Annotated in this window: 21 protein-coding genes; 16 read left to right on the top strand and 5 right to left on the bottom strand. The window is 63.2% G+C overall.

Annotated elements, in window-relative coordinates; all coding sequences use genetic code 11:
• The 3 genes from FEV53_RS10530 to cobS form a co-directional block, all read right to left on the bottom strand.
• Positions 1 to 387 (bottom strand): IS3 family transposase (locus FEV53_RS10530; protein WP_142834776.1); only part of this gene is annotated, 387 nt, incomplete at its 3' end.
• Between the two features lie 97 nt (positions 388 to 484).
• The gene (locus FEV53_RS10535) at positions 485 to 802 is read right to left on the bottom strand and encodes a transposase (protein WP_221931608.1); all 318 of its coding nucleotides are present in this window, start codon (positions 800 to 802) and stop codon (positions 485 to 487) included.
• Positions 803 to 999: 197 nt separating this feature from the next.
• On the bottom strand, positions 1,000 to 1,986 hold the full coding sequence (gene cobS / locus FEV53_RS10540) for a cobaltochelatase subunit CobS (protein WP_142834777.1): 987 nt from the start codon (positions 1,984 to 1,986) through the stop codon (positions 1,000 to 1,002).
• A 148-nt stretch (positions 1,987 to 2,134) separates the two neighbouring features.
• Here cobS and FEV53_RS10545 point away from each other — a divergent pair, with 148 nt between their 5' ends.
• Both FEV53_RS10545 and FEV53_RS10550 read left to right on the top strand, forming a co-directional pair.
• Positions 2,135 to 2,590 carry a sigma factor gene (locus FEV53_RS10545; protein ID WP_142834778.1) on the top strand — a complete coding sequence of 152 codons (456 nt, stop codon included), beginning with the start codon at positions 2,135 to 2,137 and terminating at the stop codon, positions 2,588 to 2,590.
• A complete protein-coding gene (locus FEV53_RS10550) occupies positions 2,583 to 3,755 on the top strand; it encodes a hypothetical protein (RefSeq protein WP_142834779.1) in 1,173 nt (390 codons plus the stop codon). Before FEV53_RS10545 ends, FEV53_RS10550 begins: the two co-directional genes overlap by 8 nt.
• Positions 3,756 to 3,772: 17 nt before the next feature.
• Here FEV53_RS10550 and FEV53_RS10555 read toward each other — a convergent pair whose 3' ends face one another.
• Entirely contained in the window at positions 3,773 to 5,437 is a 1,665-nt protein-coding gene (locus tag FEV53_RS10555; protein ID WP_142834780.1) for a hypothetical protein, read from the bottom strand.
• A gap of 333 nt (positions 5,438 to 5,770) precedes the next feature.
• Here FEV53_RS10555 and FEV53_RS10560 point away from each other — a divergent pair, with 333 nt between their 5' ends.
• Positions 5,771 to 7,249, top strand: a complete 1,479-nt coding sequence (locus tag FEV53_RS10560) for a mannitol dehydrogenase family protein (protein WP_142834781.1) — start codon at positions 5,771 to 5,773, stop codon at positions 7,247 to 7,249.
• 46 nt (positions 7,250 to 7,295) lie between these two features.
• Here FEV53_RS10560 and FEV53_RS10565 read toward each other — a convergent pair whose 3' ends face one another.
• Positions 7,296 to 8,324, bottom strand: a complete 1,029-nt coding sequence (locus FEV53_RS10565) for a LacI family DNA-binding transcriptional regulator (RefSeq protein WP_142834782.1) — start codon at positions 8,322 to 8,324, stop codon at positions 7,296 to 7,298.
• Positions 8,325 to 8,475: 151 nt separating this feature from the next.
• On the opposite strand from FEV53_RS10565, the gene FEV53_RS10570 reads away from it, so the two are divergent.
• The 13 genes from FEV53_RS10570 to FEV53_RS10630 all read left to right on the top strand — a co-directional run bounded on the left by FEV53_RS10570 (position 8,476) and on the right by FEV53_RS10630 (position 20,450).
• Positions 8,476 to 8,664, top strand: coding sequence for a hypothetical protein (locus tag FEV53_RS10570; protein WP_142834783.1), 189 nt, complete (start codon positions 8,476 to 8,478; stop codon positions 8,662 to 8,664).
• Between the two features lie 30 nt (positions 8,665 to 8,694).
• A complete protein-coding gene (locus FEV53_RS10575) occupies positions 8,695 to 9,843 on the top strand; it encodes a TRAP transporter substrate-binding protein (RefSeq protein WP_142834784.1) in 1,149 nt (382 codons plus the stop codon).
• A gap of 112 nt (positions 9,844 to 9,955) precedes the next feature.
• The gene (locus FEV53_RS10580; protein WP_142834785.1) at positions 9,956 to 10,471 is read left to right on the top strand and encodes a TRAP transporter small permease; all 516 of its coding nucleotides are present in this window, start codon (positions 9,956 to 9,958) and stop codon (positions 10,469 to 10,471) included.
• A gap of 11 nt (positions 10,472 to 10,482) precedes the next feature.
• The gene (locus FEV53_RS10585) at positions 10,483 to 11,814 is read left to right on the top strand and encodes a TRAP transporter large permease (RefSeq protein WP_142834786.1); all 1,332 of its coding nucleotides are present in this window, start codon (positions 10,483 to 10,485) and stop codon (positions 11,812 to 11,814) included.
• Between the two features lie 12 nt (positions 11,815 to 11,826).
• Complete coding sequence (gene hisD, locus FEV53_RS10590; RefSeq protein WP_142834787.1) at positions 11,827 to 13,134, top strand: histidinol dehydrogenase; 1,308 nt, start codon at positions 11,827 to 11,829, stop codon at positions 13,132 to 13,134.
• A complete protein-coding gene (locus FEV53_RS10595) occupies positions 13,127 to 13,891 on the top strand; it encodes an SDR family NAD(P)-dependent oxidoreductase (RefSeq protein ID WP_142834788.1) in 765 nt (254 codons plus the stop codon). Before hisD ends, FEV53_RS10595 begins: the two co-directional genes overlap by 8 nt.
• The gene (locus FEV53_RS10600) at positions 13,888 to 14,868 is read left to right on the top strand and encodes a zinc-dependent alcohol dehydrogenase (RefSeq protein WP_142834789.1); all 981 of its coding nucleotides are present in this window, start codon (positions 13,888 to 13,890) and stop codon (positions 14,866 to 14,868) included. The genes FEV53_RS10595 and FEV53_RS10600 overlap by 4 nt, the downstream gene beginning before the upstream one ends.
• Positions 14,869 to 14,879: 11 nt before the next feature.
• On the top strand, positions 14,880 to 15,170 hold the full coding sequence (locus FEV53_RS10605) for a UxaA family hydrolase (RefSeq protein WP_142834790.1): 291 nt from the start codon (positions 14,880 to 14,882) through the stop codon (positions 15,168 to 15,170).
• Positions 15,171 to 15,182: 12 nt separating this feature from the next.
• Complete coding sequence (locus tag FEV53_RS10610; protein ID WP_142834791.1) at positions 15,183 to 16,361, top strand: UxaA family hydrolase; 1,179 nt, start codon at positions 15,183 to 15,185, stop codon at positions 16,359 to 16,361.
• A gap of 114 nt (positions 16,362 to 16,475) precedes the next feature.
• On the top strand, positions 16,476 to 17,498 hold the full coding sequence (locus FEV53_RS10615) for a YeiH family protein (RefSeq protein WP_142834792.1): 1,023 nt from the start codon (positions 16,476 to 16,478) through the stop codon (positions 17,496 to 17,498).
• 35 nt (positions 17,499 to 17,533) lie between these two features.
• Complete coding sequence (locus FEV53_RS10620) at positions 17,534 to 17,983, top strand: OsmC family protein (RefSeq protein WP_142834793.1); 450 nt, start codon at positions 17,534 to 17,536, stop codon at positions 17,981 to 17,983.
• Positions 17,984 to 18,007: 24 nt separating this feature from the next.
• Positions 18,008 to 18,808: an enoyl-CoA hydratase gene (locus tag FEV53_RS10625; RefSeq protein WP_142834794.1), complete on the top strand. Its 801-nt coding sequence runs from the start codon at positions 18,008 to 18,010 to the stop codon at positions 18,806 to 18,808.
• 1 nt (position 18,809) lies between these two features.
• A complete protein-coding gene (locus FEV53_RS10630) occupies positions 18,810 to 20,450 on the top strand; it encodes an acyl-CoA synthetase (protein ID WP_142834795.1) in 1,641 nt (546 codons plus the stop codon).
• Positions 20,451 to 20,452: the final 2 nt, after the last annotated feature.

A 20,452-nucleotide genomic window follows, 5' to 3' on the forward strand; every position in this document is an offset into this window, starting at 1 on the left:
GTTCGGGGTGGTGCAGTGAAATGCCTCCAGCAGCAGGTTGGGCGACGGCGTCAGCTTATGATTGCTGTTCGTGGTCACCGGCTTGCGTGGCTTGCGCTGGCCGGCTGAGATCCTGCTTTCGCGCATTATTCTGGCCACGCGCCGCTCCGGGACGTGCTCCCCCTCAGCGCACAGATCCCGGTGGATACGCTTGGACCCGTAGCGGTGTTTGCTGGCTTTGAAGACCCGCATAATTTTTGCCAGAAGCACGTCGTCCCGTGCAGAGCGCCGCTCGCGGCGGTCATCGCGGGCCGCCTGGCCGGCCTGATATCCATAGAGCCAGCTGCGCGACAAGCGTACGAGCCGGCAGAGTGTCGAAACCGCGTTCTCCCGCTTACGCGGCCCCACTGGGGACACGGTCAGTCGAACTGAGCTTTGTGGGCAGTGATGAAAGCGCGCTTATTCATCGTTCGGACAATCGCTCGGACCAGTGGCGCTCATGCCCTCACTTCACCGCCGTTGCTGCGAAAAAAGCGTTCGCGGGCGCACTCGGACCGGTGGCGTTCGCCTGCTCACCCATTTGCAAGATCTCGTTCTCCTCTGCCAGCCGCTTGTTCTCTTTGCGCAGCCGCTCCAGCTCAGCGGCGTCCGCCTTCTGGCGGCGTTTCGCTTCAATCGAGCCGAACCCCTCGATCTCCAGCCGCCAGATTTTCAACTGCGTGCCGGTGATCCCCAGCTCTTTCGCAACGCTGCCCTGCGTCGCGCCCGGCTCATAAAGCCGCTCAACCGCGTTCGATGCGGTGCTTGAACCAGTGGCGCACAGCGCATCTCACCCTTGAACTCATCCATGTATTTCCGTCGATGCTGTCCCATGGCGTGCTCCTCTCATGGACAGGGGTAAAGTACCCCGCTGTCCGGTGACAGGGACGAAGTTCACGACTGATGCCCGCTACAGGCTGCCCTGACGGCTAAGTGCAGATCACTGTAGCCGCGAGGTCACCAGAGAGTGCGCCACCTGGGTCAGCCGAGGCTCAGGCTCGCCGCACTCTCCGGAAGTTCCTCGTCAAAGCACCGCTGATAAATCTCGGCCACGGTCTCCCGCTCCAGCTCATCACATTTGTTGAGGAAGCTCAGGCGGAACGCGTAGCCGACATCGTGGAAGATTTCGGCATTCTGAGCCCAGGCCAGCACGGTACGCGGGCTCATCACGGTGGACAGCTCGCCATTCATGAAAGCCGTGCGGGTCAGATCCGCTACGGTGACCATACGACTCACGGTCCGGCGACCCGCTTCGCTGTCATAGTTCGGCAACTTCGAGACCACGATCTGCGCTTCGGCATCGTGCTCCAGATAGTTCAGTGTTGCCACCAGCGACCAGCGGTCCATCTGGCCCTGGTTGATCTGCTGGGTGCCGTGGTACAGCCCGGTGGTGTCCCCGAGACCCACGGTGTTGGCCGTGGCAAAAATCCGGAAGAACGGATGCGGGTGAATCACCTGATTCTGGTCCAGCAGCGTCAGCTTGCCATCTACTTCCAGAACCCGCTGGATGACGAACATCACATCGGCCCGGCCCGCATCGTATTCGTCGAAGACGATAGCCGTTGGGTTGCGCAGCGCCCAGGGCAGGATGCCTTCCTGGAATTCGGTGACCTGCACGCCGTCGCGCAGTTTGATCGCGTCCTTGCCGATCAGGTCAATCCGACTGATATGGCTGTCGAGGTTAACCCGCACGCAAGGCCAGTTCAGCCGCGCGGCGACCTGCTCGATATGCGTCGATTTGCCCGTGCCGTGATAGCCTTGCACCATCACGCGCCGGTTAAACTCAAAGCCTGCAAGGATCGCCAGCGTCGTATCGGGGTCAAACCGGTAGGTGCTGTCGAGATCCGGAACACGGTCCGACGCGTCGGCGAAGCCATGCACCATCATATCGCTGTCGATGCCAAATACGTCGCGTACACTGACCCGCTCGGTCGGTTTGGCCGTGATGTCGAGGGCGCCGTCTGCCATGCTAGGGTCCTTCCATATGCCGGGTCGGTCATGTCCGTCGGTTTGCGTGGTGCAACATATGGCGCCGACCCGCAAGGCCAAGGACGATCCGGTCTGGCAATCTCACACCCCCTTGGTCTAACAAAGCCGGGACAGATCAGGAGGTCCCGTGACACCGAGCCGCAAGGAACTGGAAACGCTGATGGCGCGCATGGCCCGGAACGACGGTGCGGCCGTGATGGCGCTCTATGACCTCACGGCGCCGCGCCTGTTCGCCATGTGCCTTCGAATTCTGAAGGACCACAGCGGGGCCGAAGCTGCCCTGCAAGAGGCGTTCCACCGGATCGCGCGCGAAGCGCAGTCGGGGGCTGAGGGTCCACTGGAGCCCTGGGTCTGGATCACGTCAGTGGTGCGCAACGCGGCGATCGACCGGCTGAGGACAGAGAACAGCGGAGATGCACCAGAGGCCGATCCGGCGGATGGGGTCGCGTTACTAAAAGTCGTCTATGCTGAAGGGCTGGACTACCGTGCCATCGCCCAACGCAACGGGAGTGATGTCGCAGGGGCTCGCAAGCGAGTACAGGCCGTTCTGACCGAATTCGAAGACTCTGTCACCCATGGCTGAGACCCCGATTACCGAGCGCCCAGAGCCCCCCTCGCAGGTGTCCCGCGTGTCGCCACCAGCCGATGTGTGGGGCCGCGATATGATGCTGGCCGCGGAATATACGTTGCGACTCCTGCCGCAAGAGGCTGACCGTGCCGCGCAGGTGCGCCTTGAGCGTGACGCCAGCTTTCGCGACAAAGTGGCCTGGTGGACGGGCGCCCTCGCTCCCCTCGGCGATGTTATTGGCGACGTTCAGCCACCCGATGCGGTGCGGGACGCTCTGGCTGCGACCTACGGGCCGGTTTCCGACGCGGATCTCGGGCGGACAGGTGGCCCGTCCCTGCCGAGAGTGTTTCTGGGTGCGAGTTTGACCACTGCTGCATTGCTTGCCGCGCTCGTGTTTGCAGTGCCTGAGATCGAAACGGGCGCTGCAATCAAAGAGAGGCCTGCAAGCCCAGAGGTCTCTGCAACTACGGACGCGCCGGCAAACGCGGAGATGCCAGCAGCTACGGAAACGGCGGACACGGATGTACCTGTCTCGTCCGAGGCCGAACCGGCCGGTGAGCCGCTGGCGGGAAGCGCTCCGGTCGAGGAGCAGACGCTTCTCACTGCTGAACCTGCGGAGGATGACGCGGGCACCGGTGAGAGGCCCGCAGACACGGTGGATTCACTTGCGCCCGACGCTGAGGCGATTGATGTGGCGGACCCGACGATTTCTGACGATACCCTCTCGGATTCTGCGCAAGGCGAGGCGCCGCAGCCCGTGATCGGAGCAGACAGCACGTCGCCGCCCGAATCGCCTGAGGCTCCCTTGGTTCCTTCATCCGCAGAACCTGCGGGGAGTGATGGGATGTCCGCTCCGGCCGCGGCCGACGCGCCGGGAGCGGCCGGCGGGATGCCGGATTTGTCCGCGCCGCCCGCAGAGACCGCAACCGGACCCGCTTTGCAGCAGGTCCCGTCGCCTGAACCCCAATCCGCCCCTGCATCGGACGCGGCTGCCGCTGAGAGCATCGAGCCTGCATCGGAGCCTGAGCCCGCGCCAGACGCCGACAGCCCAAGCGGCACGCCAACAGCGCCGACATCGATCCAGATCGATCCGCCCCAGCCGCCCGAAGCGCCCGAGTCCGATCAGAGCTCCTGGCCTCCACAAATGGGTATTTCGTCGCCGGGGCAGGGCAACAATTAGGATATGACCGGGAGAGATCAGGCCAGCTGGTTTTCCGGGGCAAAAGTCTTTAGCTCCTTGTAGGGGACGTGGCCCAGCGCGGCGCGTTCGTCGGGGCTCATGTCCTTGAGCTTGTTGACATAAGGGACCCGGCCCAGATCCTCGCGGCCAAGCATCCTGTAGATGGTCTCGTGAAACACCATGGACTGGCGCAGGTCCGGGGGCAGTGCGGCCATCATGCCAATGATCCGCCGGTCATTGCCAGGACTGAGATAAAAGTTGCGGGCCATCTGATACATGCCAACGCCCGTCCTGTAGGTCTGCGCCTGTTCCAGAAAGCTGAACTCATAGAGTCGGGGCTGCGCGTTTTCAGGCAGACTGCTTTGCCAGATCGCGAACCGGTCCTGCATCTCCGGATTGCGCCAATAGCGGCCCGTGTGGCTCTGGATATTGGTGCTTGCCGGACCCGCGAGACGCATCATCTTCAGAACGTGTTCGGGCTTTGGCAACTCGGTCCGGCAATGTTGCGCCCGAGCTGACCAGAAAGAGGCTTTCAGAATGTCAGTGCCGTAGCCTCTTAGCACAATTCCCCCGCGTGGAATGCTCTCGGTCACTGCGAGTCGGGCGATCATGTCTTGTGTGGCACCACCTTCAAAGCGGGCGCCGATGCGGAGTTTTGCGATCGTGAACTCTCGCAGGACATCATGGGTCGACTCAAAGCTTCGGACAGCCTCAATCCCATTAATCACCCGCAACTTCCGTGCCACCAGAGCGGCCAGCAGGGTCGCACTGGTCTGGTCCAGAGAGTTGGCGAAATTGGTGACATGGGTAAAGAGCATGTCAATGTGCGGCATCGCGTCGAGACCACAGGCCAGCAAGAGGCGCGATTCCCGACCTCCGGTGAGGGGCAGGAAGGTGGGGTTGAACTGCTCAGCCAGCGTCGCGATGACCTGTTGGTGGCGGGCGATGATCTCTCCAAGCACCTCTTCCTGCGCCTGTTTGTCCGTGTGGCAGATCTCGAAGACCTCGTCGCCGGTTGGCCAGAAGCGCTCTGATTTGCCTGTGGTCAGGTCCAGAAAGTGATTGGCCAGCACGCGCCGCACAACCCGGTCCTGCGTTTCTCCAAAAGCGAAGTAGGCGCCAGTGACACCGATGCGGGCGGGGGAGAGCGGGTAAGAGGTGTTGGGCTCCTCGGCGCGGTTGAGCACAAGATCAAGTGTCGAACCGACCCGACCGCTCTCGGGATCGTGCACAAAGCCCAGCGTGTTGCCCGGATCGCCGTAGACGCGGGCGACAGACTGACCGACGACAACAAAGGCGTAGCGCCCGGCACAATGGATGAGATGGTCGATCACATCCGAAACACTTCGGCAATGGCCCAGTTGGGAGGTCAGTGTTTCATTAGTGAGCACAATGCCTTCCGAATCGACCGCTACCCCCAGAATCGCGACCCGGACGGTGTTAAAGCAGGTGCGTGCCGTCGCGACGGGCAAGCCTTCACCGTGATACAGGGTCCACATGTCGAATGGCACTTCGCGCAGGGGCAAGAGCGACGGCTCAATCTTCGGCGACAGTACAAAGTGGCCCCGGTAAACATGCGCGATGTCGAACCCGTGGCGATTGCACAGCCGGACTGCCCGGATCGGAGAGGTGCTGACAATCCGTGTGACGTGTTCCCTCAGTTCGCCAAACTGTTCGCTCATGTCACGTGACCCGACTTGCGTCATAAAAAATGCGCCCGAAAGCCGCTCAGGGAACAATCAAACTGATTAAATCAGGCGGCGCCGAAGACTGCTTTAAATTGTAATAAGGATATCGAAATACGCGTAGATTGCAATGGAGGCGCGATGCAGGGGCGCTCGCAAACGGCAAGAAGGCCTGGAGCGCGGGTGAAAGAAGGGGTCTTGCGGTTCCCCTGCGTCGTATGGGAGACCCACACGGCATCGCAAATCGCTGCGTGCTTTTTTGCCTCCGTTGAGGTGCCCTCCATCACCACCCAGCCACGCAGTGTGGGTTGGGGCCAACTGGATAAGTTGATGACAGATCTCGTTCCTCTTTCTGATGCGACGCTCGATAGGCTGCCCGATGGGGTGGTCCGGCCGTCCTATGACCGCTCGGCCCTGACGCCGGGCATCGTGCATATTGGGCTTGGCAATTTTCACCGGGCCCACCAGGCGTGGTATCTGCATCGGCTGATGCAACAGGGCCTCGCCCTGGACTGGGCCATCCTTGGTGCGGGTGTCCGGTCCTATGACGCCGCACAGCGGGACCGGCTGGCAGCTCAGGATTACTTGACCACTCTGATCGAACTGGACCCCGAGGGGTCCTCTGCCGAGGTGGTTGGGTCCATGATCGGCTATGTGCCGATCGAAGACGGGAATGGCCCGCTCATCGCACAGATGGCTGATCCCGCGATCCGTATCGTGGCCATGACAGTGACCGAGGGGGGCTATTACCTCGATCCGGTGACGAAGGACGTGGATCTGAGCCAGCCCGATCTCCAGCATGACATCGCCAACCCCGACGCGCCGCGCACCGTGTTTGGCGCGATTGTCGCGGCGCTGAAGTTGCGGCGTGCGCAGGGGCAGGGGCCGTTCACCTGTCAAAGCTGTGACAACCTGCAAGGCAATGGCGACATTCTGCGTCAGGCCGTCGTCTCGCTGGCCCGTGCCACAGACCCGGAGCTGGCCGACTGGATCGACGCCGAGGGTGCGTTCCCGAACTCCATGGTCGACTGCATCGTGCCTGCGACGGGCGATGCCGAGCGGGAGTTGGTGCGCGAGCTGGGGATTGCGGACGAGGTGCCGGTGTCCCACGAAACCTATCGCCAGTGGGTGATTGAGGATCAGTTTTGTGCGGGTCGCCCCGAGTGGGAACGGATTGGCGCGACGCTGACCGATGACGTGCATGTCTTTGAGGCCATGAAGATTCGCATCCTGAATGGCGGGCATCAGATCGTCTCGAATCCGGGCGAGCTTCTGTCGGTGAATACGATCGCCGATTGTATGACCCACCCCCTGATCAAGGGCCTGTTCCGGAAGATCGCGGGCGAAGAGATCTCCCGCCACGTGGAGCCCGTTCCCGGCATGACCCCAGCGAATTACGTGGATCTCATTGATCGCCGGTTCTCCAACCCCCGGATCAAGGACACGGTCCGCCGGGTCGCCTTTGACGGGTCGTCCCGGCATTCGGGCTTCCTGATTCCGGTCATCCGCGAATCGCGCGCGGCGGGTCAGGACGTTCCCGGTCTCGCACTTGCAGAAGCGCTCTGGGCGCGTATGTGCGCGGGCACGCGTGAGGATGGCACGGTGATCGAAGCCAATGACCCGGATTGGGATGCATTGCATCAGGCAGCGGTCGAGGCCCGGGAAACCCCGAAGGCTTGGCTGGAGCAGCGTCAGTTCTATGGGGATCTGGCGGATGATGCGGGCTTTGCCGCTGATTTCAGCCGCTGGCTCACCCTGATCTGGCGCGAGGGCACCGAAGCGGCCCTGCGCAGCTATCTTAACGCATGATCTGACGGATCGGCCCGGCTGACCTCCACTGGTTCGGCCGGGCCGCTCAGGATGGCGGCCCGAGCGACCCGCGCCGGGCAATGTAAGTGTCGAGCCGCACACTGTCCGGACGATCTTCCCCATTGCGCAGTTGCAGCAGCATCTGTGCGGCCCGGGCGCCCATCTCCCAATGGGGCACATGCACGGTCGTGAGGCCCGGGGTGACGATATCGGCCACAGAAATATCGTCGAACCCGGTGATCGAGACATCCTGCGGAACCCGGAGCCCGAGGTTCAGCGCCTGTTTCACGGCACCCACCGCAAGCACGTCATTGCCGCAGAGCACCGCCGTCGGCGGGTTCGGCTGTGCCATGATCTCAGCGAATGCGTCCGCGCCCTCCTGAAATGAGTATTCCGTCCCTCGGACGATCAACGTATCAGGGTCGAGCCCGTGCTCAGCCATGGCGGCCTTCACGCCTTCAAGCCGGGCGCGTGCGCGATCGTTTCCGACAATCTCGGCGGTGATATAGCCCAGCCGGCGGTGGCCGAGTCCGATGACTTCGGAGGCCAGCGCCGTCATCGCCTCTCGGTTGTCAAAGCCAATGGCCAGCCTGTCGCAGCCGCTATCATACACCCACGCCGCGATATGGGGGATCTGACGGCGTTCGAGGAAGTCGTAGCAGCGCTCATGCCGGTCATGACCGATCAGGAGTAACCCGTCCGCCCCACGGGCCACGAGCGCGCGAATCTGTTCCTCCTCTCGGGCGGGGTCGTACGAGGAACTGGCCACCAGAAGGGTGACACCCGCCCGGTGCAGCTCTTCACCAAAGGCCTGCAAACCGCGGGCGAAGATGGCGTTCTCGATCGTGGGAATCACGGCGCCAAAAGTATTGGTCCGCTTCGCGGCCAGCGCCTGAGCGCCAAAGTTCGGCGCATAGCCCAGATCCTGCACCGCTTTCATCACCCGTTTCCGGGTCTTTTCCGAGACCCGATCTGGCGCATTCAGGCAGCGAGAGACCGTTGCGGTCGACACACCCGAGGCCCGTGCGACATCCTCAAGGGTCGGAATCGACGGCATTTCGTCTTTTTTCAGCATGTCCCATGATCTCCAAATCGGGATTTCCCGATGAAACATCCTTGTCTGAAGACCGATTATAGTGAAAGAATTGTTCATGTCAGGGCTTGCATTGAGTTATGTAAGCGCTTACACAAAGTCACGTCAGTGGTTTCTCAGGGAGGAGAGCGACGTGGCACTAATCCTATCCGGCATTCTCTTTGCTGTGTTTGTGGGTGACGTTGTGATCGGGGCGACCTCCGGGTCCTCCTACCTCAGCGACGTCCAGCAGATGCTGGTGCTCTTCGCGGCATCCATTGCATTCACGGTCGCGATCCTTCGCGCCGAGGGGAAAGCCAAAGCTGCAAAGCAGCCTGACTAAAAAGTTATAGTGAATAAACGGGAGGAACATATGGACCGGAACAAGAGCGAACTGGCATCTGCCGAGCGCCGTAATTTTCTGAAGCTGGCCGCGAGCGGCAGCTTCACCGCCGCGCTGGTGGCGGGTGCTGGTGGCATGCTGTGGTCGTCCGAGGCCGCCGCGCAGACCGCGCAGGAAGAGAAAGAGCGCGAGAAGGCTGCCGAGCACACGATGACGCTCGCCACCGCCTATGTGCTGGGCGCGACCCGCAGCTACCCGATCATGCAGCTGGACCTCAAAGAGAACATCCAGAACGCGACCAACGGCAAGGTCTATGTCAAGCTCGCTCCGGGCGGTCAGCTCGGCGCTGGTGGCGCTCTGGCGCAGGCCGTGCAGGGTGGCACGATCCAGTGTGCGCAGCACTCTCTGGCGAACTTCGCGCCCTTCGCGAGCGCCGTTGATCTGATCAACATGCCCTATCTCTGCGGCTCCAACCAACGCTTTACCAACCTCGTGACCTCCGATGCGTGGAAGTCCGAAGTGCACCCGAAGATCGAGGCCTCCGGCTTCAAGGCGCTGTTCTACGTGAATATCGACCCGCGCGTGGTTGCGGTCCGCAAAGGCGGTGCCGGGGCTGTGCTGACGCCGGGCGATCTGGACGGCGTGAAGTTCCGCGTGCCCGGTTCGGCCATGTTGCAGCAGTACTATAAGATGGTCGGTGCGAACCCGACGCCTGTGGCCTGGGGCGAAACCCCGTCCGCCATCAAGCAGGGCGTGGCCGATGCGCTCGACCCGTCCGTGGGCGCGCTGTTTGTCTTTGGTTTCAAGGATATCCTGAGCCACGTGACCTTTACCCAGGCCGTGCCGGACAGTCAGGTCTACTCGATGAACCTCGAGTGGTTCAACAGCCTGCCGTCGGACGTGCAGGAGGGGATCGAATGGGCCGGTGAGATGACCGCTCACCAGAACCTCGCCAAGGTCCCGTCCGCCCGTTCCTACGCCATGGCAGAGCTGGCCAAGGCCGGTGTCGAATTCCACAGCCTCAGCGAAGATCAGCTGGCCGAGTGGAAGGACGCCGGGGGCTACCAGCGTTCCGAGTGGGACTCGTTCAAGACCGAGCTCGCAGGCAGCATGGATGTCTTCAACAAGCTCGAAGAGGCCGCCGGCACTCAGGGCAAGTACTACGTGCACGACGCCTGATCGGCGTCACCCACCGGCGCCCCCAGCGGGCGCCGGTTCTTCGACACGCCTGACAGTACGAAAACGACTGAACCGGCCCGGCTGACCCCGGGTGTCGGCAAGGGAGGTTTGTATGCAAAGCATACTGAAGTCCTTAGATAAAAATGCCGAAAAATGGGCTCTGCTGGTCTTTTACGTGATGCTGGTCTCGACGATGTTCATCGAGGTCCTGCGCCGGGAGCTGTTTTCCTATTCTTCGATCTGGGGCGAGGAAATCGTCCGCTATTCCTTCATCTACCTGGCCTGGATCGGGGTCGCGGCAGCGGTGCATGAACGCGCCCACATCCGCATCGACGTTCTCATGCATTACGTGCCCCGCCGGGTCAAAGCGCTGCTCTATATCTTCGGCGATCTGGTGATGCTCGCCGTCGCTCTGGTGGCCCTCTACTGGTCCTATGAGACGGTCCATGTCTCGGCCAAATTCGGTTCCGTCACCCATGGTCTGCGGATCAGTCAGGTGTGGTTCCTCGCGGCGGTGCCCATCGGCTTTGCGCTGGTGACGTTCCGCCTCATTCAGTCGCTGATCCGTGACTTCAACGATCTTCGCCACGGCAATCCCGTGTTCGAAGGCGAACAGCTCTTCGACTGAGGGAGACACACATGCTCTGGAATCAACTCGGCGCCCAGACGGTCGAACTCGGCTGGGATTTCTACGGACCGGTGATCCTGTTCGTCGTCCTCGTGGCGCTGGCCGTTCCGGTCTGGGCCGCTATCGGTGCGGCGGCGATCCTGATGCTGCTCATCTCCGGCGCGCTGCCGCTGAGCCTCGTGGGCGAAAGCCTGTTTCACGGGATCGACCATTTTGCCCTGACCGCTGTGCCGCTCTTCATCCTGACGGGTGACGTGCTGGTGCGCACCGGGCTCAGTCGCAAATTCCTCGACGTGGCCGAAGCGCTGACCCAATTCGCCAAGGGCGGCTTTGGCTCGGCCACGGTGCTGGTCTGCGGCATGTTCGCCGCGATCTCCGGCTCGGACGCCGCTGGTGCCGCCGCCGTGGGCCGGATGACCATCGCCCGCCTCGTGGAGAGCGGCTATCCGCGTCCCTATGCCTGTGCGCTGGTCGCTGCGGGCGCCTGTACCGGCATCCTGATCCCGCCGTCCATCGCCTATATCATCATCGGCCTCGTGCTGGGGATTTCCGCCTCCACGCTGTTCCTCGCCGCTGTGATCCCGGGCATCGCGATCCTTCTGTCGATCCTTGCCACCAACATCATCATGAACCGGCTCTATGGCTGGGAGGGTGGCGGCAACCTGTCAGCGGGCGAGTATTTCTCCCGTCTGGGCAAGGCGCTGAAATCCGGCTGGTACGCATTCATCGTGCCGGGGATCATCTTCTACGGGATCTTCTCGGGCAAGCTGACGCCGACCGAGGCCGGTGCCACCGCCGTGGTCGTGACCATCATCATGGGGTTCATCCTCGGGACGCTGAAGCTGTCGGACTTCCCGTCGATGCTGGTCAGCTCGGCCAAGGTGAACGGGGTCATCCTGCCGATCATCGCCTTCTCCCTGCCGCTGGCGCAGGCTCTGGCGATCCTCGGGGTACCGCAGGGCTTCGTCGCCGCCGCCACATCGGTCAGCGAAGAGCCGTGGGTACTGATCATGATGATGATCCTGATCCTGATCGCCGCGGGCTGCGTCATGGAAACCACGCCGAATATCGTGATCCTTGCGCCGATCCTGAAGCCTCTGGCCGACAATATCGGCATGAACGAAATCCAGTTCTGTATCATGATGATCACCGCGCTGGGTGTGGGCTTCATCACGCCGCCGCTGGGGCTGAACCTCTTCGTCGTGTCGGGTCTGACCGGAGAATCGATCCTCAAGATCGCCTACCGCGCCATTCCCTTCGTCTTCTTCATGTTGGTCGTGACCCTCTGCATTGCCTATGTGCCGTCGATTTCGACCGTCTTCCTTCCTGAAATCTACAAGTAACGGAATCCTCTGATGCCTGTTGAGTATCTCAAGAAAGCCCCGCTCCACTCGTCGAGTGATGCCGGTGAAACGCAGAAAATCGTTCGCGACATCCTCGATGACATCGAGGCGGGCGGCGACGCGAAAGCGCTGGAATACGCCGCCAAATTCGACCGCTACGAGGGCGACATTCTCCTCACCGAGGACGCCATCGCCGCCGCCGCCGCGCTGGTGCCCGAAAAGCTGAAGCGTGACATCGAGTTCGCCCATGCCAATGTGAAGAAATTCGCCGAGGCCCAGTTGAAGACGGTGGCGAATTTCGAGGTCGAGGTGATCCCCGGTCTCATCGCCGGCCAGAAGGCCATCCCGGTGAACGCCGCGGGCTGCTACATCCCCGGTGGCCGTTACAGCCACATCGCCTCGGCCATCATGACCGTGACCACCGCCAAGGTCGCAGGCTGCCAGAACATCGTGGCGTGTTCGCCGCCGCGCCCTGGCGTCGGCATCGCGCCTGCCATCGTCTATGCGGCCCATATCTGCGGTGCGGATCAGATCCTTGCCATGGGCGGTGTGCAGGGTGTCGCCGCCATGACCTTCGGCCTTTTCGGTCTGCCCAAGGCCAACATCCTCGTGGGCCCCGGCAATCAGTTCGTCGCCGAGGCCAAGCGGATGCTCTTTGGCCGCGTCGGTATCGACATGATCGCCGGTCCGACCGACAGCCTGATCCTCGCGGATAAGACCGCCGATCCCGAGATCGTTGCCGCCGACCTCGTCGGTCAGGCCGAGCATGGCTACAACTCGCCCGTCTGGCTCGTCACCGACGACCGCGCGCTGGCAGAGAAGGTCATGGAACTGGTGCCCGAGCATATCAACGGCCTGCCGGAGCTGAACCGCGACAACGCCACCGCCGCGTGGCGCGACTACGGCGAGGTTATCCTCTGCGCCGACCGCGAGGAGATGGCCGCCACCTCCGACGACTACGCGCCCGAGCACCTGACAGTTCAGGCCGAGGATCTCGACTGGTGGCTCGAGCGGCTCTCCTGCTACGGCTCGCTCTTCCTTGGCGAAGAGACCACCGTGGCGTTTGGGGATAAGGCGTCGGGCACCAACCACGTGCTGCCCACCTCCGGTGCGGCCAGCTATACGGGCGGTCTGTCGGTCCATAAATACATGAAGATCGTTACCTGGCAGCGCGCCACCCGCGACGGCGCCAAGCCGGTCGCCGAGGCCACCGCCCGCATCTCCCGTCTCGAAGGCATGGAGGGCCACGCCCGCACCGCCGATATCCGGCTGAAGAAGTACTTCCCGGATGAAACCTTCGAGCTCGACGCCCATGAGTGAGGGAGATCTCTCCCGGCTCTTCAGCGTCGCAGGCCGGGTGGCCTGCGTCACGGGGGCCAGCTCCGGTCTGGGGCGGCACGCGGCGGACGTTCTGTCGCGCGCCGGGGCGAAGGTCATCGGTGTGGCGCGCCGCGCGGATAAGCTCGCGGATTGGGCCGGGCAGGGCGGGACCCGCGTCGCCGTCGAAGGCGACGTGGCCGATCAGGCAGGGCTCGATGCTCTGACGGATCGGATTTCTGCCCCCTTTGGCGCGCCGGATATCCTCGTGCATGCGGCGGGCCTCAACACCCGCCAGCCCGCCAACGAGGTCACGGCAGACGGCTGGGCCGCGACGCTGGGCGTCAACCTGACCGCGCCGTTTTTTCTGTCGCAGGCCTTCGCGCCCGCGATGAAGGAAAAGGGCTGGGGCCGGATCGTCAACTTCGCCTCGCTGCAATCTTTCCGCGCGTTCCCGGGCGGTATCGCCTATGGGGCCAGCAAGGGCGGCGTGGCGCAGATGACCCGCGCCATGGCCGAAGCCTGGTCGCCCCACGGCATCACCGCCAACGCCATCGGTCCGGGCTTCTTTGAGACCGAACTGACCGCAGCGGTCTTCGCCGATCAGGACCGCGCCCAGCGCAACGCTGCGCAGACCTGCATCGGGCGCAATGGCGAACCGGGGGATCTGGACGGGCTTTTGCTGTTCCTGTGTTCTGACGCGTCGGCCTATGTCACCGGGCAGGTCATCATGCTGGATGGGGGGTTCACCGCGAAATGAAGGCTCTTGTCTATACCGGGCCCGAGGCCCTCGACTATCGCGATTTTGCCGATCCAGTGGCGGGTGAGGGCGAGCAGCTGATCCGCATTGACAGCGTCGGGATCTGCGGCTCGGACATGCATGCCTATCTCGGCCATGACGACCGCCGCCCCGCGCCCCTGATTCTCGGTCACGAGGCGGCGGGCGTGATCACTGGCGGGCCGCGCGATGGCGAGCGGGTCACCATCAATCCGCTGGTGTCCTGCGGGACGTGCCACGCCTGCACCTCGGGTCGCGAGAATCTCTGCCCGACCCGGCAAATCATCTCTATGCCTCCTCGCGAGGGCGCTTTTGCGGGCTATGTCGCCATGCGGGACACGAACCTCGTCACCGTGCCCGACCATGTGTCGCTGGAGCTGGCCGCTTTGGCCGAGCCCATGGCCGTGAGCTGGCATTCCGCGAAACTGGGCCTCGCTGCGCTGCATGAGGCCGACCCGCGCCGCGCGCTCGTGATCGGAGGCGGGGCGATCGGTCTGGCCGCCGCGTTGGCGCTGGTGGCGCAGGGCTGCGAGACCGTGCGGGTGGTCGAACCCAACCCCACCCGGCGGGCCTATCTCAACGCGCACTGCGGTGTCGAGGCGGTGGCCGAGGCCACGGAGGCCTGGCCGCTGGTGGTCGATGCGGTGGGCTTTGCCGCCACGCGCAAGGCGGCCTCGGCCCTCGTGACCCCCGGTGGTGTGATCGTCCATATTGGTCTGGGCGATGATGCCGCCGGGCTCGACATCCGGAGGGCGACCTTGCAGGAGATCACTTTCATCGGCAGCTACACCTACAGCGCGCAGGATTTCCGCGACTGCGCGCAGGCGATGTTCGAGGGACGCCTCGGCCCCCTTGACTGGACAGAGACCCGCGCGCTCAGTGACGGCGCGCAGGCCTTTGCCGATATCCGTTCCGGGCAGGTTCCTGCCCCGAAAATCATACTGAAACCCGAAGCCTGAGGAGAGTATTCATGGCTGAAATTCCCCAACTTCTTGTCCACGAACACGATGACAACGTGGGTGTTGTCGTCGTCGAGGGCCTGACCGCCAGCACCGATATGCTGGTCTGCGTCACCCACGACAATTCCACCTTCCGCCTCACTTCCGGCGCCGATGTGCCGATCGGGCACAAGATCGCCCTGAAGGACCTCAAGGAAGGCGACACCTGCATCAAATACGGCGAGGATATCGGCAAGGTCATCGCCGACATCCCGAAGGGCGGCCACGTCCACACCCACAACGTCAAGACGAAGCGCTGGTAAGGAGCTCTCCCCATGTCGAAATATTCCAACATGACTTTCATGGGCTACCGGCGCGAGAATGGCCGCGTCGGCGTCCGCAATCACGTTGTCATCCTGCCGCTGGATGACATCTCCAACGCCGCCTGTGAGGCCGTTGCCAACAACATCAAAGGCACCATGGCGATCCCCCACGCCTATGGCCGTCTGCAGTTCGGCGAAGACCTCGAGGTCCATTTCCGCACCATCATCGGCACCGGCGCCAACCCCAACGTTGCCGCCGTGGTCGTGATCGGCATCGAGCCGGGCTGGACCCAGCGCGTCGTCGATGGCATCGCGAAGACCGGCAAGCCGGTCTGGGGCATTTCCATCGAGCAGAAGGGTGATCTTGAGACCATCCGTCAGGCGAGCTGGAAGGCCAAGGAATACGTCCACTGGGCGTCCGAGTTGCAGCGCGAAGAGTGCAACATTAACGAGCTTTGGGTCTCAACCAAGTGCGGCGAGTCCGACACCACCACCGGTCTCGGCTCCTGCCCGACCGTCGGCAACATGTATGACAAGCTGCTGCCCGAGGGCATCTACGGCTTCTTCGGCGAGACCTCCGAGATCACCGGCGCCGAGCATATCTGCCAGAAGCGCGCGATCAATGAAGAGGTTGGCGAGCGCTGGTACAAGATGTGGAAGGCCTACCAGGACGACGTCATCTTTGCGCACCAGACCGATGACCTGTCGGACAGCCAGCCCACCAAGGGCAACATCGAAGGCGGCCTGACCACCATCGAGGAAAAGGCCCTCGGCAACCTCGAAAAGATCGGCCGGACCTCGCAGTTCATCGACATCCTCGATCCGGCTGAGGCGCCCGAGTCCGGTAACGGTCTCTACTTCATGGACAGCTCCTCGGCGGCGGCGGAATGCGTGACGCTGATGGCGGCGGGTGGTGCGGTGATCCACACCTTCCCCACGGGTCAGGGTAACGTGATCGGCAACCCGATCGTGCCGGTGATCAAGATCACCGCCAACCCGCGCACCGTGCGCACCATGGCCGAGCATGTGGACGTGGACGTGTCGGGCATCCTGCGCCGCGAGATGACCATCGACGAGGCAGGCGACGAGCTGATCGACATGATCCGCCGCACCGCCAATGGCCGCAACACCGCGGCCGAGGCTCTGGGTCACCGCGAGTTCTCGATGACCAAGCTCTACCGCTCCGCCTGATGCGGCCTTGGGCGGACGGGATCTCTCGTCCGCCCTGTTTCCGGTCCTCGCATGGGACATCAGATCGGGTCGAGCGCCGCCGCTCCCCGCAAAATCAAAAAAAGGACGTCATGAATGGCACAGGCGAGACTGACCGGGCTCATGGATCGTGCCCAGCAGCTGTTTCCGGGGCTGCTTGTGGCGGCTGTCATTGCGCTCGCCAGTGAATTCATCGCCGAGCATTACGGAGCCCCCGCGATCCTGTTGGCGCTCCTGTTCGGCATGGCGATGAATTTTCTCAGTGCTGAGGAGAAGACGAAGCCCGGCATCGCCTTTGGCTCGAAAACCGTTCTGCGGCTGGGCGTGGCCCTGCTGGGTGTGCGTATCACCACCGAGGTGCTGAGCGTGCTGGGCGTGCAGACGATCCTTCTGGTGGTCTCGGGCACCATCCTGACCATTGGCTTTGGCCTCGTCGCTTCGCGGTTCTTCGGTTTCAAGTACCGCTTTGCCTTTCTGTCCTCGGGCGCGGTGGCGATCTGTGGTGCCTCTGCGGCCATGGCCATTGCCGCGATCCTGCCCAAGGATGAGCGCTCCGAGGAACGGCTGATCTTTACCGTCGTAGGCGTCACGCTGCTCTCGACCGTTGCGATGATCACCTATCCGATCCTCACCGATCTCTTTCAACTCGACCACCGCACGACCGGCATCTTTATCGGCGCGACGATCCATGATGTGGCGCAGGTGGTGGGGGCGGGGTTCTCCGTATCCGAGGAAACGGGCAATGTCGCCACGCTGGTGAAACTGTTGCGGGTGCTGATGCTGGCCCCCATCGTGCTGGTGGCCTCGCTGGTGATCCGCTCCATGGCCCGGAGCGCGGAGGTGGGCGAGGGGCGCCCGCCGTTGGTGCCGCTTTTCGTCATGGGATTCATCGTGCTGGCGGTGCTCTCGTCGCTGGGCTGGCTGCCGGCCTCCGTCACCGCCTTTGCCTCTGCCGCCTCGCGCTGGCTCCTGCTGACGGCCATTGCCGCCGTGGGCATGAAGACGATGCCCAAAGACATCGCCAATGTTGGTGCGTCCGCAGCCCTGTTTCTGGTGGCGGAGACCGTGTTTCTGGCCGTCTACATCCTCATCGGCTTGACGCTGCTGCCCGGCCTGTGACTGATAGTCCAAACGAAGTTTCAGGGAGAAAGCCCATGTCCGATCTGTCCGTCAGCCTGAACTGGGAGCGCAGCGAGCCCGAATTTGCCGCTGGTGCCTACAGCACTGCCCACCGTGTCGACTATAACGACGCGCTGGCCGTGACCATGGACGCCGCGCCCGAGTATCACGGCGACCCGGCCAACGGGAACCCGGAGCAGGCGCTGGCCGCCGCGCTGGCGAGCTGCCACATGATGACCTTCCTCGCGCTCGCCGCCAAGGCCAAGTGGCCGGTGGCCAGCTACCGCGACCACGCCGTCGCGCATCTGGGAAAAGGTCCCAAGGGGCGCGTGGCCGTCACCCGGATCGATCTGAATCCTGAGGTGGGGTTTGATGACGGGTTCGAGGTCTCCGACGAGGACATGGCCAAGATGCAGGACCGCGCGCACCGCTATTGCTTCGTCGCCAACAGTCTCGCGGAGCATGTCGAGGTGAAGGTGGGCTGAACGGCCCGGAGGGGAGGCAAGACCATGAGCGACACCGATATCCTGCTGTCCGAACGCCACGACACCGGCGTGCTGCGGCTGACGCTGAATGACGGGCGCCGGCGTAATGCGCTCTCCGAGGAGATGCTCTCCCGGCTGGGAACGGCGATCGCGGAGGCGGGGCAGGACCCCGCCGTGCGGGTCATCGTGCTGGCCGCCCATGGTCCGGCCTTTTGCGCTGGGCACGATCTGAAGGAGCTGACCGCCGCGCGGCAGGCGGCGGATCGGGGGCGCGAGGACTTCACCCGCATGATGCAAAGCTGCGCTGGTGTCATGCAGGGCATCGTCGCCTGTCCGAAACCCGTCATCGCCGAGGTCGCGGGGATCGCCACCGCAGCCGGGTGCCAACTTGTGGCCACCTGCGATCTGGCGGTGGCGTCGGAAGAGGCACGGTTCAGCACGCCGGGGGTCAATATCGGCCTGTTTTGCTCGACCCCCATGGTAGCCCTGTCCCGAAACGTCACGAACAAGCACGCCATGGAGATGCTCCTGACCGGCGACATGATCCCTGCCGCCCGCGCGGCCGAGATGGGCCTGGTGAACCGGGTCGCCGCGCCCGAGGCGCTGACAGAGACCACCATGGCGCTCGCAGAACAGATCGCATCGAAATCGATCCTGACCGTCTCCACCGGCAAGCGTGCCTATTACGCCCAGCGCGAAATGCCTCTCGCCGAAGCCTATGACTACGCCGCGCAGGTGATGGTGGAAAACATGCTGGCCCGCGACGCCGAAGAAGGCATCGGCGCGTTCATCGAGAAACGCGCCCCGCAATGGGAGGACCACTGAGATGGCTGAGGCGAACCCCTATGAGGTTGGGCTCGACCGCAACCCGGCCAATTACCAGCCGCTGACGCCGCTGACATTTCTGGAGCGGGCCGCGAGTGTCTTTCCGGATCATCCGGCCATCGTCCACGGGTCGCTCCGCCGGAGCTATGCGGAGTTTTACGCCCGCGCCCGCCAGCTCGCCTCCGGTCTCGCCAGCCGCTACGGGATCGGGCGCAATGATACGGTCTCGGCGCTGTTGCCCAACGTGCCCGCGATGCTCGAATGCCATTACGGCGTGCCCATGTGCGGGGGTGTGCTGCACGCGATCAACACGCGACTCGATGCGGCGATCATAGCTTTTCAGCTCGATCATGCCCAGTCAAAGCTGGTGATCGTGGACCGCGAGTTCATGCCGCTCCTGCAAGAGGCGCTGGCCCTCTGCAAGACGCCGCCGCCCGTTATCCAGTACGACGATCCGGAATATTCCGGCCCCGGTGGCAATGCGAATGTACCCGATTACGAAGACATGGTCTCCGCGGGCGACCCGGAGTTCCAGTGGCTGATGCCGCAGGATGAATGGGACGCTATCGCGATCAACTACACCTCCGGCACCACCGGCGATCCCAAGGGCGTGGTCTATCACCATCGCGGCGCCTATCTGCTGGCGCAGGGCAATGCGCTGACCACCTCGATGCAGAAACACGCGGTCTATCTCTGGACCCTGCCAATGTTCCACTGCAACGGCTGGTGCTTCCCGTGGACGCTGTCGGCGATCAACGGCACCCATGTGTGTTTGCGGCAGGTCCGGGCCGAGCCGATCTGGGATGCGCTGATCAACGAACAGGTCACCCATCTCTGCGGTGCGCCCATCGTCATGTCCTTGCTCATAACGGCGGCCGGGGTGGAAACCCGTCCGCTGCCGCACCGGGTGCAGTTCTTCACCGCCGCCGCCCCGCCGCCGGAGCGGGTGCTTGCCGATATGGGGCAGGCCGGGTTCGAGGTGACGCATCTCTACGGCCTCACCGAGACCTATGGCCCCGCCGTGGTCAATGACTGGCACGACGACTGGTCTGGGCTGGACCCGAGCGAGCAGGCGCGGCTGAAATCCCGTCAGGGCGTGCGGTATTTGCCGCTCGAAGGGCTCGATGTGCTGGATCCCGAAACCATGCAACCCGTCCCCCGAGACGGCGAGACCATGGGCGAGGTGATGTTCCGCGGCAATGTGGTGATGAAGGGCTATTTCCGGAACCCGAAATCCACCGAGGAGGCCTTTGCCGGGGGCTGGTTCCATTCCGGTGATCTCGGGGTGGTCTATCCTGACGGCTATATCCAGCTCAAGGACCGCTCCAAGGATGTGATCATCTCGGGCGGAGAGAATATCTCATCCATCGAGGTTGAGGAGATGCTCTATAAACATCAGGGTGTTGAGCTGGTCGCCGTCGTAGCGATGCCCCATGAGAAATGGGGCGAAACGCCCTGCGCGTTCATCGAATGCGTCGCGGGACAGACGCTGGATCCGGACGAGCTCCGCAGTTGGTGCCGCGAGCGGATGGCGCCTTATAAGGTGCCGGGTCGGTTCGTGTTCGAGGAACTGCCCAAGACCTCGACGGGCAAGATCCAGAAATTCCAGCTCCGCACCCGCGCCAAAGAGCTGGCCTCCTGACC

Origin of the sequence: Palleronia caenipelagi (assembly GCF_007004065.1) — a bacterium.
Lineage (GTDB): Bacteria > Pseudomonadota > Alphaproteobacteria > Rhodobacterales > Rhodobacteraceae > Palleronia > Palleronia caenipelagi.

Coding starts and splice junctions, on each gene's coding strand:
- cobS (WP_142834777.1), bottom strand. CDS start 1,986: ATGGCAGACGGCGCCCTCGACATCACGGCCAAACCGACCGAGCGGGTC.
- FEV53_RS10550 (WP_142834779.1), top strand. CDS start 2,583: ATGGCTGAGACCCCGATTACCGAGCGCCCAGAGCCCCCCTCGCAGGTG.
- FEV53_RS10555 (WP_142834780.1), bottom strand. CDS start 5,437: ATGAGCGAACAGTTTGGCGAACTGAGGGAACACGTCACACGGATTGTC.
- FEV53_RS10560 (WP_142834781.1), top strand. CDS start 5,771: ATGACAGATCTCGTTCCTCTTTCTGATGCGACGCTCGATAGGCTGCCC.
- FEV53_RS10565 (WP_142834782.1), bottom strand. CDS start 8,324: ATGCTGAAAAAAGACGAAATGCCGTCGATTCCGACCCTTGAGGATGTC.
- FEV53_RS10575 (WP_142834784.1), top strand. CDS start 8,695: ATGGACCGGAACAAGAGCGAACTGGCATCTGCCGAGCGCCGTAATTTT.
- FEV53_RS10580 (WP_142834785.1), top strand. CDS start 9,956: ATGCAAAGCATACTGAAGTCCTTAGATAAAAATGCCGAAAAATGGGCT.
- FEV53_RS10585 (WP_142834786.1), top strand. CDS start 10,483: ATGCTCTGGAATCAACTCGGCGCCCAGACGGTCGAACTCGGCTGGGAT.
- hisD (WP_142834787.1), top strand. CDS start 11,827: ATGCCTGTTGAGTATCTCAAGAAAGCCCCGCTCCACTCGTCGAGTGAT.
- FEV53_RS10595 (WP_142834788.1), top strand. CDS start 13,127: ATGAGTGAGGGAGATCTCTCCCGGCTCTTCAGCGTCGCAGGCCGGGTG.
- FEV53_RS10600 (WP_142834789.1), top strand. CDS start 13,888: ATGAAGGCTCTTGTCTATACCGGGCCCGAGGCCCTCGACTATCGCGAT.
- FEV53_RS10605 (WP_142834790.1), top strand. CDS start 14,880: ATGGCTGAAATTCCCCAACTTCTTGTCCACGAACACGATGACAACGTG.
- FEV53_RS10610 (WP_142834791.1), top strand. CDS start 15,183: ATGTCGAAATATTCCAACATGACTTTCATGGGCTACCGGCGCGAGAAT.
- FEV53_RS10615 (WP_142834792.1), top strand. CDS start 16,476: ATGGCACAGGCGAGACTGACCGGGCTCATGGATCGTGCCCAGCAGCTG.
- FEV53_RS10620 (WP_142834793.1), top strand. CDS start 17,534: ATGTCCGATCTGTCCGTCAGCCTGAACTGGGAGCGCAGCGAGCCCGAA.
- FEV53_RS10625 (WP_142834794.1), top strand. CDS start 18,008: ATGAGCGACACCGATATCCTGCTGTCCGAACGCCACGACACCGGCGTG.
- FEV53_RS10630 (WP_142834795.1), top strand. CDS start 18,810: ATGGCTGAGGCGAACCCCTATGAGGTTGGGCTCGACCGCAACCCGGCC.